At 37.9% G+C, this 13,314-nt stretch carries 12 protein-coding genes; 2 read left to right on the top strand and 10 right to left on the bottom strand.

Annotated elements, in window-relative coordinates; all coding sequences use genetic code 11:
• Positions 1 to 18 precede the first annotated feature (18 nt).
• The 4 genes from MKY26_RS16600 to MKY26_RS16615 form a co-directional block, all read right to left on the bottom strand.
• Complete coding sequence (locus MKY26_RS16600; protein ID WP_341098180.1) at positions 19 to 915, bottom strand: NAD(P)/FAD-dependent oxidoreductase; 897 nt, start codon at positions 913 to 915, stop codon at positions 19 to 21.
• A gap of 311 nt (positions 916 to 1,226) precedes the next feature.
• Positions 1,227 to 1,772, bottom strand: a complete 546-nt coding sequence (locus MKY26_RS16605) for a hypothetical protein (RefSeq protein ID WP_341098182.1) — start codon at positions 1,770 to 1,772, stop codon at positions 1,227 to 1,229.
• Positions 1,773 to 1,900: 128 nt separating this feature from the next.
• Positions 1,901 to 2,482 carry a hypothetical protein gene (locus MKY26_RS16610; RefSeq protein ID WP_095371463.1) on the bottom strand — a complete coding sequence of 194 codons (582 nt, stop codon included), beginning with the start codon at positions 2,480 to 2,482 and terminating at the stop codon, positions 1,901 to 1,903.
• Positions 2,483 to 2,492: 10 nt separating this feature from the next.
• A complete protein-coding gene (locus MKY26_RS16615; protein WP_095371462.1) occupies positions 2,493 to 3,668 on the bottom strand; it encodes a ParM/StbA family protein in 1,176 nt (391 codons plus the stop codon).
• Between the two features lie 724 nt (positions 3,669 to 4,392).
• Between MKY26_RS16615 and MKY26_RS16620 the strand changes: the two genes are divergently transcribed.
• Positions 4,393 to 5,880, top strand: a complete 1,488-nt coding sequence (locus MKY26_RS16620; protein ID WP_095371461.1) for a peptide MFS transporter — start codon at positions 4,393 to 4,395, stop codon at positions 5,878 to 5,880.
• A 49-nt stretch (positions 5,881 to 5,929) separates the two neighbouring features.
• Here MKY26_RS16620 and MKY26_RS16625 read toward each other — a convergent pair whose 3' ends face one another.
• A complete protein-coding gene (locus MKY26_RS16625; protein ID WP_095371460.1) occupies positions 5,930 to 6,919 on the bottom strand; it encodes an ornithine cyclodeaminase family protein in 990 nt (329 codons plus the stop codon).
• Positions 6,920 to 7,002: 83 nt separating this feature from the next.
• The gene (locus MKY26_RS16630; RefSeq protein WP_095371459.1) at positions 7,003 to 8,292 is read right to left on the bottom strand and encodes an MFS transporter; all 1,290 of its coding nucleotides are present in this window, start codon (positions 8,290 to 8,292) and stop codon (positions 7,003 to 7,005) included.
• A 346-nt stretch (positions 8,293 to 8,638) separates the two neighbouring features.
• Between MKY26_RS16630 and MKY26_RS16635 the strand changes: the two genes are divergently transcribed.
• Entirely contained in the window at positions 8,639 to 9,808 is a 1,170-nt protein-coding gene (locus tag MKY26_RS16635; RefSeq protein ID WP_341098698.1) for an MFS transporter, read from the top strand.
• Positions 9,809 to 9,835: 27 nt separating this feature from the next.
• Here MKY26_RS16635 and MKY26_RS16640 read toward each other — a convergent pair whose 3' ends face one another.
• The 4 genes from MKY26_RS16640 to MKY26_RS16655 are packed head-to-tail and all read right to left on the bottom strand — an operon-like array spanning position 9,836 to position 13,283.
• Positions 9,836 to 10,675 (bottom strand): ABC transporter permease subunit, encoded by an 840-nt coding sequence (locus MKY26_RS16640; RefSeq protein ID WP_322909872.1) that lies wholly within the window; start codon positions 10,673 to 10,675, stop codon positions 9,836 to 9,838.
• Positions 10,675 to 11,463: a phosphonate ABC transporter, permease protein PhnE gene (phnE, locus tag MKY26_RS16645; protein WP_095371457.1), complete on the bottom strand. Its 789-nt coding sequence runs from the start codon at positions 11,461 to 11,463 to the stop codon at positions 10,675 to 10,677. The genes MKY26_RS16640 and phnE overlap by 1 nt, the downstream gene beginning before the upstream one ends.
• A gap of 11 nt (positions 11,464 to 11,474) precedes the next feature.
• Positions 11,475 to 12,236 (bottom strand): phosphonate ABC transporter ATP-binding protein, encoded by a 762-nt coding sequence (phnC, locus tag MKY26_RS16650; protein WP_095371456.1) that lies wholly within the window; start codon positions 12,234 to 12,236, stop codon positions 11,475 to 11,477.
• Positions 12,237 to 12,257: 21 nt separating this feature from the next.
• On the bottom strand, positions 12,258 to 13,283 hold the full coding sequence (locus MKY26_RS16655) for a PhnD/SsuA/transferrin family substrate-binding protein (RefSeq protein WP_341098190.1): 1,026 nt from the start codon (positions 13,281 to 13,283) through the stop codon (positions 12,258 to 12,260).
• Between the last annotated feature and the right edge of the window lie 31 nt (positions 13,284 to 13,314).

Below are 13,314 nucleotides of genomic sequence, written 5' to 3' on the forward strand. Positions count from 1 at the left end.
CCCATTCCTCACCTTCTACTAACGATTAATTAATGATTTATGAATCCATATGGCCGCCTGAGAGCCTTCACCCATAGCAATTGTCACTTGTTCTGAATGAGCCACAACATCACCAGCAGCCCAAACATGAGGGACATTCGTCATTTTCGAGCGCCCATCCGTTATAATATGCTGATTACCTAAACGTTCTACTCCTAATTTTGCTGCTAAGTCTGATTTTACATGATTCCCTCCATAAGCAATAAAACCCCTCTCACCTTCTACAATCTGCCCAGATTCCAATCGAACTCCCCGAAACGATGAGCCATCTGCCAATACTTCGGCTATTTTCTCTTTAATCACTTCGATTCCTAATTTCTCTAACTGTTGATAAGTTTGTGGATAAACTTCTTTTTTCTCATCATTAACGAATATTATTGAATTCGTCCAATAAGCAAGCGTCAATGCCATATTAGCACCCGTGTTTCCAGAACCCATCACAACCGTTGTTTTATCCTTCACCTCATACCCATCACAGTCTGGACACACGTACACAGTCAAACCTAGACATGGGCCGAGCGATTCATAAGGGGGAATATGGTCCATGATTCCTGTGGCAAGTAATAACCGCATGCCTCTATATTGCTTATTACTTCTTGTGTAAATAATGAACTCCTCTTCCTCGTATACAATGTCTACCACTCGTTCATCTTGATAATGAACACCATATTTCTCTCCATGCGCTCTTCCGATTTCCCTAAGATAAGGGCCGCTTACGCCATTAGGATAACCTAATATATTATGATAACTTTGACAAATTGACGATCGACCTTGATTATCATCAAGCACTAACACTCGGTGTTTATAACGACCTAATTGAATCGCTGCCTGTAACCCTGCGATTCCACCACCAATAATGATGCATTCGTATTTCATACTCCTCATCCCTCCTCATTTTCATCTTCGTATTGTTTCCAAACGGATGAAAAAAAATGAAAAAGGGCAACAAAAACTTATTATCCACAACAAATAAATTAGCTTGTGGATAAATTATATATATTCACAGGGTTATACACATACGAACAAACGCTTGGTTTAATAGCTTTTCTCCGTGATATAAATAACTTCTTCCTTTGAATCCATTTCACCTTTTTAAGTTATCCACTTTTTGTTGTGGACAACTGTTGATAAGTGCTAATATTCTTTAAATTCTTTTCAAGTGACTTGATTTTTAACTTTTTAGTTACTCAGACTTGCGGTACACTCCTTTTTACTTTGTTTATTTCTTGAGGAGCTCTTCTTTTAGTCGCGATTCTTCCTTTTTCGCTACTCATTTCTTGGGGTACTCTCTTTTTAGTCGCGATTCTCCCCTTTTCGCTACTTATTTCTTGGAAAACTCTCTTTTTAGTCGCGATTCTCCCCTTTTCGCTACTTATTTCTTGGAAAACTCTCTTTTTAGTCGCGATTTTCCCTTTTTCGCTACTCATTTCTTGAGGAACTCTTCTTTTAGTCGCGATTTTCCCCTTTTCGCTACTTATTTCTTGGAAAACTCTCTTTTTAGTCGCGATTCTCCCTTTTTCGCTACTTATTTCTTGGAAAGCTCTCTTTTTAGTCGCGATTTTCCCCTTTTCGCTACTTATTTCTTGGAAAACTCTCTTTTTAGTCGCGATTCTCCCTTTTTCGCTACTCATTTCTTGAGGGGCTCTTCTTTTAGTCGCGATTCTCCCTTTTTCGCTACTCATTTCTTGGGGTACTCTCTTTTTAGTCGCGATTCTTCCTTTTTTGCTACTCATTTCTTAAGGAGCTCTCCTTTTAGTCGCGATTCTCTCTCTTGTTCCCAAATAAAAGACTTGTCCTCACAGCCCCACCCAACATGGGTTCAAAAATAACAAAAAGGTTGCCCCCGTCGGCAACCTTTCTGCTATTTATTCATATGTGACAAAAAACCACCTAATAAATCATCAATATCTTCTTCTTCGGCTTCTTCCTTATGTGTTTCTGGTTCGTTTTTCTTCGCTTGATTCCAATCGAAACTATCTAGTTCATCTTCAAACGTCGCATCGTCAGCAGGTTCTTCCGCCGCAGCAGTTTCCTGCCATTCATCAACAGGGGTAACTCCTGATTCTTCTTGCAAATATAATGCTTCATCGATATTAGCTGAGCCACTATTTAAAGAGGCTAATAATGCTGTGGCTCTGAGTGGGTCGGAAATAAGCTGATACACAATACTTCCGAGTAGTGCCTCAGAATGCTCATGTTTTAGCCAATCCTTTTGAACCTTTGTTAAGTGTTTCGGAAGTGGAATCGTAATAGCTTCTCTCTCATTACTCTTATTTTGATTGACTCCCGCAAGGACAATTTCTGCAACCTTACTAGAAAAATTTCTTCTCTCTGTTGTTTTTAATCTTTGTAGCTCTTTTAGTAAATAATCTGGTGTATCGGATGGTATTCGGAATGAAATTGACTGACCCCTTTTCAATTCCGAAGAAGCTGGTTTTTTCATCAAAACTCACCTAGTTTGATTTAACAGGTTTCTTATCCTGCTTATCTTTGTTTGTTCTTCTTGCATAATCTGCAACCAATTTATAATAGGCATTCGCCATCATCCAAATGCTTTCTTTTTCATCTTCAAAAAAGTCGATGTTAAAGCCATCTAAATTATTATTCAATGTCTTGAGGTAATCTTTTAGGACGATGGAACCACCACCAACAAAATAGCATATCTCAGTTTGCGAATTTTTTTGCCATACGTTTCTTAATAAACGATATTGCTTCTTCGCTAAGTCTAAAAGAATGCGATCTGTAATGTCATGAACGCTTGTGCGGCTACCTTTAACCATAATATGGTTGCGATTGTTTTTTCTTGTAATAATCTCCACGACATCGCGGCGACTATCAAGCTCTATACCATGTTTTGATCTTATTTCTTCTCTAATCGCTTCTAAAGATTCAGACACACCTAAATTAAAGCCCTGAGCTTTATCATCATCCACATTTCGATCTTTAATGACAGCGATATCTGTTGATAAACCACCAATATCTTGAATAAGTATGCGCTTATCTATTAAGTCTTTATTAATAATATTTAATTGATTGTCCATCACCAAATTAATGAATGCAGCAAAGCCTTCAGGATATACTTTAACATCATCAAATTTAATATTAACCTTTATCCCTTGGTATTTAGGTGTAATTAAAAATTCAACTTGATGAACAGAACCCATTAATTTAGAACGATAACCCGAATCCTTACCTTCTTTTGCTTCTCTCAATGGAAGTCCTGTACCTAATAAATAATTCGCATCAACCACATTACCAGATCTCTTAAATGTAGCTCCTTTTTCTTCGTTAACTGCATCCAATGCCAATGCTGTAAATAACATGACCAATGTTTGATCTTCTTCAGATTTACTACTGCCTGGATCAAGCTCTGACGCGTTATCACTTTTGGTTGCTAAATGTCCCACACGATAGATTGCATTATTCTCTTTCAAAGCAGGGGAGTGGACACGAATATGTATGCCATCTAGCGGATCCTTACTATTTAGCTCTTCAATTCCAATGACTGGTCTATCCTCAATATCTCTTGCTACGACATTCGGTAAATTAAGCTCGTTCTCTACCTTACCAAAAATAGCTTTAAGCGAATCATTACCAACATCAACAGCCGCAATTCTTGCATTCGTCATCTCTTATCCAACCCTTTCATTCTCATAAATTTGAGTTAATAGTTTAAGAGTAATAGAGAATGAAGTATTAAGCAATGAAACAGGGAGAAAAGTTACCAAATCGTAAAAACGTAAACAAACAGCAAAATTACGCATACTTGTATACTTTAATGTTTACAAGAAGACAAAACTCGCACACCTCTTGATATATCAACATGTATACATTTTTGCATACTTGTACACATAAGAACTATAATACGTAAACAATAACATAAACTTGCATACTTATTTCGTTTACATGTATTCAATTACAGAATACATGTAAACATAAACCTCCCTACCTCTTAATTTGTTTATAAAAAATATTAAAGGGAACGATACTATCATGCCCTTAGGGAGGTCTATTGGAAGTGAATAAAAGATAGTATCAGAATCATTCAAGTAGAAAATACTATCAATGGTTTATAGTTCCCGCTAGTGGGTCTTCGGAATTCACATATAATTATCAAAATTTCCTGAAATGTAATCAACATGATTAGAATTTTTGATAAAGTTCACCTATTATAATTGTACCTAAAAACATATTATTTCATTATCAGAATAATCTTAATATAATTTTTTAAAAAAGGAGCATTCCCATTAAATCAATATTTATACGTTTATATGGCTAAAATATACTTATCTTTGATTTGACAAAAATCTGAAAAACATTATTATAGTATAAGTAAAAAAAGGAGGAAGTTATATGTCTGACGACAAACAACGTATTGTCGATAGTGTGCCTCAGAAGGGATTTTTTGGACATCCTAAAGGTTTATTCACACTATTTTTCACTGAATTTTGGGAGCGCTTTTCCTACTATGGAATGAGAGCCATCCTTGTTTTCTACATGTATTATGAAGTTTCACAAGGCGGTTTAGGTCTTAGTCAAACAACGGCTTTATCTATAATGTCTATATATGGTTCACTTGTTTACATGTCTGGAATCATTGGCGGTTGGTTCGCTGACAGAATATTTGGTACTTCTAAAGCTATTTTCTATGGCGGAATCCTTATTATGCTTGGACATATCGCATTGGCTATTCCTGGAAGCGTTGCCATGTTCTTTGTATCCATGGTATTAATTGTATTGGGAACTGGTTTATTAAAGCCTAATGTATCAAGTGTTGTAGGCGATATATATAGCGAAAATGATAGTCGCCGTGATGCAGGGTTCAGTATTTTCTATATGGGAATTAACCTTGGTGGTTTCCTTTCTCCTCTAATCGTTGGTTCACTAATGGATACAAGTTTCCATCTTGGATTTGGTGTGGCTGCGGTTGGTATGTTTGTTGGATTAGTCACTTTCCAAGTAACTAAGAAAAAATATTTAGGTCTAGCAGGTACTCAGGTACCTAACCCATTAGCACCAAATGAAAAGAAACGAGTATTTACACAAATAGGATTAGGTATTCTTATTGTTGCTATTCTAGTTGCTGTAGGTATTCCTACTGGATATTTAACATTTGAAAGTCTTGTCTTTATTGTCGGAATTTTAGGAGTAGGAATTCCAATTATATACTTTACTGTTATGTACAGAAGTAAGAAAACGACAGATGTGGAACGCTCAAGATTAATTGCCTATATACCTTTGTTCATTGCAGCAGTTATGTTTTGGGCAATTCAAGAGCAAGGTTCAACAATCTTAGCCAGCTATGCAGACAATCGTACGGATTTAGAATTTATGGGAATTACTATTTCCCCAGCATGGTTCCAATCTCTTAATCCTTTATTCATTATTGTATTGGCACCAATGTTTGCTTGGTTATGGGTAAAGCTTGGAGATCGTCAACCTACGATTCCACAAAAGTTCTCTCTCGGATTACTATTTGCAGGTCTTTCTTTTATCGTTATTCTTGTACCTGGATATTTCGCTTCAGAAGGTGCATTAGTAAGTCCACTTTGGTTAGTATTAAGTTATTTTATTGTTGTACTTGGTGAACTTTGTTTATCACCAGTTGGTTTATCAGCAACGACAAAACTAGCTCCAACTGCATTCTCTGCACAAACAATGAGCCTTTGGTTCTTAGCAAGTGCAGCAGCTCAAGCCATCAATGCACAAGTGGTTAGATTTTATTCAGCTGAAACAGAAGTACTTTACTTCGGTATTATTGGTGGTTTATCCATTGTCCTTTCAATCGTCCTTTTCTTGGTTGCACCAAAAATCCAGAAAAAAATGCGAGGAATTAAATAAATTCATAAAAAAGATGAACCTATACGACGGTTCATCTTTTTTCTTTTGCTTAAACCTCTACTTCTGTACCTATTCCCTGTTTTTTTGCTTTATCATATACAGCTGCTGCAGCTGCTAAGTCAAAATAAGCAGCTCCAACAGATTTGAAGAAAGTAATTTCTTCGTCTGATTCTCTTCCCTTAATGGTATGTGCTGCTAATTCTGTAAGCTCTCCATGTAGCTCATTAAAATGCCAATCACCTTTATTATTAGGAATAATAAAGTCACCAGCTTCTTCTTTTACACCTTCTATCGTATCAGCAACCACTTTACTCGCTCGTTTTAATGTTTCAACGTCCACTTCTTGCATATTAGGTAAATAGGATCCAATGCCATTGATATGTGTGCCTTGCTGCAAACTAGCTCCTTTGAATATTGGTTCCACTGCTCGTGTACTACAATTGACAATATCAGACCGTTTCACAGCATCATCAGGATCTGCTACCACTTCCACTTTCCCTTTATAATTTGGCAGGATCTCTCTCATTCGGTTATAAAAGTTCTCCGCTCTTTCCCTTGTACGGTTATATAAATATATATGATCAATATTTCTGACTTCGCATACAGCTTGTAGTTGCTCCTCTGCCATTGCACCACAACCAAGCACGGCAACAGATTTTGCGTCTTTTTTTGCTAAGTATTTTGTTGCGACGCCACTAAGCGCTCCCGTTCTTAATCTAGTTAAATAAGATGCATTCAGACAAGCCACGTGTGTACCGTTTTCTGTATCTGATAACAAGATGACACCTTGGGTTGTTTTTAACCCTTCTTTAGGGTTCTCAGGAAAGATTGTGACTATTTTTACTGCAGCTTTCTTCATTGTCTCCATTGCACTAGGCATATATAATGCCGATGCTTTTTTTGAAGGAATATCTAAAACAGTTCTTTGTGGACTCGCGATTTTACCTTGATGATGAGCAACAAGTGCTGCTTCCATATCCTCAATCGCATCTTTCATTACATATAATGTTTTAATTTCTTTCTCTGATAAAACAAGCATAAAAACATCTCCCTTACAACTATTGACCACATCTCATAAAGCCCGATACGATGACGTACCGAGCTTTTTAAATTAACAATCTACTACATGGCTACATCTTGATCTAATTCTTGTTTACTTTTTTCACGTACAGCAATCATGGCAATAAGAGAAATCGCAGCACATAATATAATATATAATGCCACCGGTACATAGGAACCATTAAAGTAGGCCAGTAATGCAGTAGCGATTAATGGCGCGGTTCCACCTGCTACCGCAGCACCAATTTGATAACCTAATGTAATACCCGTATAACGAACATTTGATTTAAAAATTTCTGAGAACATTGTGCCTAAGACGGCTGTAATCGGTGCCCAGACAATCCCTAACCCTAATACAGTTGCAATGACAAGCCAAGTAACCGTTCCTTGCTGTAACATCCAAAAATAAGGGAAAGCAAAAACAGCCATTGCTATTGTACCACCAATATAGAGTTTCTTCCTACCGATCTTATCAGAAAGACTCCCCATGATAGGAATAAGAATAGTTGTAACAATGGTTCCTACTGTCACAGCATTTAGGGTCGCTGTTCTTGAAAAGCCCAATTCGCTCGTTGCATATGAAACGATAAACGTACCGAAAATATAAAACGGCGCGGTTTCTACTACTTTTGCTCCTACTGAAATGAGTACTTCTCTCCAAGACGTTTTAAATGTTTCAACAATTGGTATTTTAGCAATCTCTCCACTTTCTTGTGCCTTTTTAAACGATGGTGTTTCATCGATTCCTTTACGAATCCAAAGACCAAAGAAGACGAGTAATGCACTCATGATAAACGGAACACGCCAACCCCATGAAAGAAACTGCTCTTCGGGTAATAATGTCATAATAGACAGCGCAATAGTTCCAAGAAGCATACCGATAGTTACCCCCATTTGTGGGACACTACCGAATAATCCACGTTTTTCCTTTGGGGCATATTCTACAGCTAATAAAACAGCTCCACCCCACTCTCCTCCGAGTCCAATTCCTTGGATAAGACGAAGAATAATCAGCAGAATAGGTGCCATGACACCAATGGTTTCATACGTTGGTAAGAAGCCCATTAATACAGTAGATCCACCCATAATGGTTAATGTTAATACTAATGTTTTCTTTCTTCCTACCCTATCACCAATATGACTGAAGATTACTCCACCAAGTGGTCGAATAAAGAATGCTAACGCAAATGAAGCATATGCCAACATTAAGCCGACTGTTGGGTCATCACTATGGAAGAAATATTCATTAAATACAAGAGCAGCAACCGTACCATAGAGAAAATAATCAAACCATTCAATCGAGCTTCCAACAAGGCTAGCAATTAATACTTTTCTATTCTGAGCTTTACTCATTCTAGCACCTCCCTATAATTATAAGAAATATCAAAATATTGTATTTTCAATATAATAGTATATTTATACAAAAAAATCTATAGTTTTCTAAAAAAAGTTCTTTTAACTTATTTAATTGGTTCATAATAGAATGAATGCCCAAGAAGCTATGCTAGTAAAAGATTTTCTCACCAAATCACTTTTTAAGAATAATAATTAATAGATACTTCTTATTATCTGCACTAAATCCTTCATTACTGGACATAATAGAGGTATATAACTTTGATTTCCTACAGCACTTTCTTTTTCTCTGCCCTTATGATATTTATGTTATAGAGCTGTTATCAGTATTGGAGTGACTTTTGTGATCGAAAAGAAAAAAGCTTTACCTATCTTGTTTGCTGTTATGTTTCTCGTTATGTCCGGATTTGGTGTCATTATTCCGGTTATACCATTTTATGCAGAAGAAATTGGGGCTACCCCCTCGCAATTAGGTTTATTAATGGCCGTTTATTCACTTATGCAATTTATCTTCGCACCATTATGGGGACGTGTATCTGACCGTTATGGCAGGAAACCAGTCATGCTCATCGGCATATTAGGCCTCTCACTTTCGTTCTTCCTAATGGCTTTATCTAGTGAATTATGGATGTTATTTGTCGCACGCATCATCGGAGGAACGCTGTCTGCAGCAAATATGCCAACAGCGATGGCTTATGTTGCTGATATCACGACAGAGGAAGACCGTGCAAAGGGCATGGGGATGATTGGCGCTGCAACAGGTTTAGGCTTTATATTTGGCCCAGCAATAGGTGGGGTATTTTCCCAAGCAAGTTTAAGTACACCCTTTTATGTAGCAGGAACTCTCTCGCTCATTACGAGTCTTTTCGTCCTTTTTGTTTTAAAAGAATCGTTACCTGCAACAGGTACAGGCGAAGGTAGAGAGCGTCCTTCATTTTGGAAGGCGTTTAAAGGTACGACCTCCATTTTATTTATCTTGAATCTGTGCGTATCCCTGTCTCTTGCAGGATTAGAGGCTACCTTTGCTTATTTTGCTTTTCAAAAAGCAGGACTACAGCCAACAGAACTAGGTATCATTTTTATGATAATGGGCTTCGGTTCTGCTCTTGTTCAAGGCGGGTTAGTCGGTAGGCTATCTAAGAAATATGGAGAAGGAGCAGTCATTCAAGGGGGCATAATCGTCAGTGTGATTGGTATGGGGCTTATTTTAACATTAGATAACTTCTTAACCGCTGCAATCTTCCTTACGATTTTCGGAATGGGCAATGGCGCGATAAGACCTGCAGTGTCAAGTCTATTAACAAAATCAGCAAAAGGAGCGCATGGCAATATAACAGGGCTTTTATCCTCTTTTGATTCCTTAGGACGAATACTCGGTCCTCCTCTCGGCGGGTTATTATTTACTGTTTCGATTGGATTTCCTTATATTTCAGGAATGATTCTTTCCGTTTGTGCATTATTATTATTTCAAGTTTACCGTATGAAAGCACCAGGTAAAAAAAGCTTTGAAGCTTAAAAAAGGCTGTCTATGTAAGGCAGCCTTTTAATGTTGACTTGGAAAATAGCGTTTTTTGAGCTGTGTCGACGCAAGCTCTAATAGTATCGCAACAAGGAGAATACAATAGGTGATGAAACCAACTTCTCTTAAATCAAAGTAGAATCCCGATGCCATAAAGAGTTCAAAGCCAATGCCACCTGCCCCTGCGGCCGCCCCCATTGCAACAGCAACCGAAAAATTGATTTCAAAACGAAGAAATGTCCATGATAAAAGATAAGTCATTGTAGATGGTAAAACTGCATGAACGATAGTTTGCCACCAGCCAGCACCTGTCGACCGTAACGCTTCGAGCACCCCTTTATCAACTTCCTCAAATGATTCGGAGAAAGCTTTTACCAAATAGGCTACGGAATGGAACAGCATCCCTAAAACTGCAGCCGTACTCCCTAATCCAGCTGCAATCGCAAAAATCAAAACCCATAAAACCGTTGGAACCGCTCGTATGAACGCGACATACGTTTTAATAACTTTAGCTACACCTTGATTTGATAAGTTTTCCGCTGATAATAATGCAAGGAAAAAGGCAATTACGGCTCCAATTACTGTCGATAGAACGGCTAATGCTAATGTAACACCGACTTGATAAAACGCTTCACCCCAAGAAAAGTGATTCAAAGCTGGCGTAAGGAACATTGTCTGTAAATTGGTCATTGTCTCCTTTAATGCGGAAGTTAACTGAAAGCCGGTATAGTCAAAAAAAAGGAAGGCAACAACAGTTACAATGCCGAGGCTCCATAGAACGGCTTTTAATGTATAGTCAACCTTATTGCCTATTTTTATATTAATTCGACCCGTTTTACTGCGCTTTATATAGGCTATACCCATTATAAGATCACCTTTCTGATACGGTTCGATGTGAGTTCTATGGCGATGACTGTAAGGATAATTAATAATGTCACCAGCGCAACCGCTTCATAATTTAATGTCTTATAATACAGGTCAAACGTATAGCCGATGCCTGTACCTGTCAAAATACCAACCAAAGTTGCACTTCTTATATTCGTTTCGATCATAAACAACATCCAACTCAACATTTGTGGTAATGCCTGTGGAATAACAGCTTTGGAGATTACTTGAAAATATGTGGCCCCCGTCGCCGTTAAGGCTTCAAAAGACTTTAAGCCCACTTCATCAATCGTTTCCATAAACGCTCTCGTCAAAAAGCCAACTGTACCAACAAATAGGGCAAGAAATCCGGTTAGTGAGTTTTGTCCAAATGAGAGTAGAAGAATTAACGCCCATGCTACGACAGGGATATTTCTCGCGACAGAAGCTATTCCTCTAGATAAACCCGCCATTAAACCATTACGCCTCGTCGTTGTTGAACCCGATATTCCGAGGAAAAAAGAAATGAATGCCGCTATCGTTGTCGCAGCTACTGACATGAGAATGGTTTCAACCAATTTCAACATAATGTCAGGAAACTCACGCCAAGTATCCCCCGTAATCCATAAATTTTCAACCATCCATAGACCAGCTGTTGGAATAGCTAACAAGCTTTGATAAAAGTCAAATTGGACCATTTCAATCGATAACCATGTGAAGCAACAAACAATAATCAGTAAGAAGAGATGTTGCCATTTCCTACTTAATCGTTTTTGATCTGTTAACATATTCGCCTTCCTCATACCGTTATAAGCTCTCTTGTATCCATCCCATAGACTTCTCCAATGTGATGAGAGTCTAATTGTCTATTTGGCCCATTGAAAACTAAATGTCCTTTATTTAAACCGATAATTCTATTCGAATAGGATTGGGCTACTTCGACTTGATGGAGGTTAACGATACAAGTGATACCCATTTCTTCGGTAATAGACTTCAAATAATCCATAATGACCTTGGAAGAATGAGGATCTAATGACGCAATCGGTTCGTCACATAAGATGAGCTTCGGATCTTGGATAAGTGCGCGGCAAATTCCTACTCTTTGCTGTTGTCCTCCACTTAGTTGGTCACAGCGTTTATAAGCATGTTCAGCGATTCCCAGCTTCTCTAGGAGATAGAAAGCTCTTTCTTTTTCTTCTTCACTAAAAATACCGAACATTCCTTGTAAAGTCGACTTATATCCGAAGCGCCCATGAAGTACATTTTCGATAACTGTTAAACGTGGGACAAGATTATAATGTTGAAAGATCATCCCGATATTGGCTCTTTCTTTTCTCAATGACTTTCTGCCAAGTTTAAGAATGTTTTCCCCATTAAAAAGGATTTCGCCACTATCCGCTTCCACTAAGCGATTGATGCATCGCAGTAATGTTGATTTTCCAGCTCCTGATGGACCAATAACCGATAAAAATTCGCCTGTTTCAACAGTAAAATCGATATTTGTTAGTACACGGTGACCTTGATAGGATTTATTTAGTGCCCTAATTTCTAATAATGCCAAAGGATTTCGCCTCCTCATAGATTACTTAGATAGCTCTCTTATCGGGTTAAACCATTCATCATCTACTGGCGCCAATCTTTCTTCTCCAGACTTAAAGAATAAAGCCGATTGATCTGAGCCCTCAGGAACGAAGATTTTCTCATTATTTGCTACTTCGTCACTTGATAAGTAGTCTTGTAGCTTTTTGAAGCCTTCCTCCCCTAAAAGGTCGATATTGCCAACAAAAGGTGCATTTAAAACCGGCGTGACACTAATGAGCACAAATTCCTTACCCTTAACAAGACTAAATGGCTCAGCTGCATTATCTTTTACGCGATAAATCGAACCCGGACGATTCGCTTCGCCTTCCACAAGCTCAACATAATTTTCTACACATGTATCACAAAAAGCTGCTACATCAGCACTTCCCTTTAACAAATTAACCGCAGACCCTTGATGTGAATTGCCGAACAATACCTGAGAGAATAATGGGCCACCTTCCATTAAATCTTCTTCTGTTAAACTTTTATCGCTAAAATGGGCAATCAAATCAGAGGCAGGTACTTTAAATCCTGATGTGGAACTATTTGATACAAATGACATTTTTTTATCGGCAATTGTATCTAAAGAAAATTCCCCATTTTCTTTATAGTTATTTACATCATCAACAGTGACAGCTAACCAGCTATGATAAACGGCATCGTCTAACGTGCCTGATTCTCCTGTTGAAACAACTAATGGTTGAATAGCGTCATTACGCTCTTTCGCCTCTATATAACCTTGTGCACCCATAAAAGCGAGCTCCGCATTGTTATTTACCATTGTCTCAATAGAGATCGCATAATCCGTTGTTAAATGGTGCTTCACTTCACGACCTGTTGCATCAGCAATTACCTCACCAATGTCATCTCTTGATGATTTCATATCTGATCCTGATTCACTTGGATACCAAACAATATCGACAACATCATCACTTGAAGAAGCCTCGCTATTTCCTTCTTCTGAGCAAGCACCAAGCAACAAAGTCAATAATACAAGCAGCAACCAACCATATGATTTTTTACCCATTTTCATTCACTCCCTTTATAAACGATTTAAC

It is taken from the genome of Cytobacillus sp. FSL R7-0680 (assembly GCF_038009245.1).
Lineage (GTDB): Bacteria > Bacillota > Bacilli > Bacillales > Cytobacillaceae > Cytobacillus > Cytobacillus kochii.

What these genes read in the sequence shown, in the direction of transcription:
- MKY26_RS16630 (WP_095371459.1), bottom strand. Translation starts at nt 8,292, where the DNA reads ATGAGTAAAGCTCAGAATAGAAAAGTATTAATTGCTAGCCTTGTTGGA.
- MKY26_RS16610 (WP_095371463.1), bottom strand. Translation starts at nt 2,482, where the DNA reads ATGAAAAAACCAGCTTCTTCGGAATTGAAAAGGGGTCAGTCAATTTCA.
- MKY26_RS16605 (WP_341098182.1), bottom strand. Translation starts at nt 1,772, where the DNA reads ATGAGTAGCAAAAAAGGAAGAATCGCGACTAAAAAGAGAGTACCCCAA.
- phnE (WP_095371457.1), bottom strand. Translation starts at nt 11,463, where the DNA reads ATGTTAACAGATCAAAAACGATTAAGTAGGAAATGGCAACATCTCTTC.
- MKY26_RS16620 (WP_095371461.1), top strand. Translation starts at nt 4,393, where the DNA reads ATGTCTGACGACAAACAACGTATTGTCGATAGTGTGCCTCAGAAGGGA.
- MKY26_RS16640 (WP_322909872.1), bottom strand. Translation starts at nt 10,675, where the DNA reads ATGGGTATAGCCTATATAAAGCGCAGTAAAACGGGTCGAATTAATATA.
- MKY26_RS16600 (WP_341098180.1), bottom strand. Translation starts at nt 915, where the DNA reads ATGAAATACGAATGCATCATTATTGGTGGTGGAATCGCAGGGTTACAG.
- MKY26_RS16625 (WP_095371460.1), bottom strand. Translation starts at nt 6,919, where the DNA reads ATGCTTGTTTTATCAGAGAAAGAAATTAAAACATTATATGTAATGAAA.
- MKY26_RS16655 (WP_341098190.1), bottom strand. Translation starts at nt 13,283, where the DNA reads ATGGGTAAAAAATCATATGGTTGGTTGCTGCTTGTATTATTGACTTTG.
- MKY26_RS16615 (WP_095371462.1), bottom strand. Translation starts at nt 3,668, where the DNA reads ATGACGAATGCAAGAATTGCGGCTGTTGATGTTGGTAATGATTCGCTT.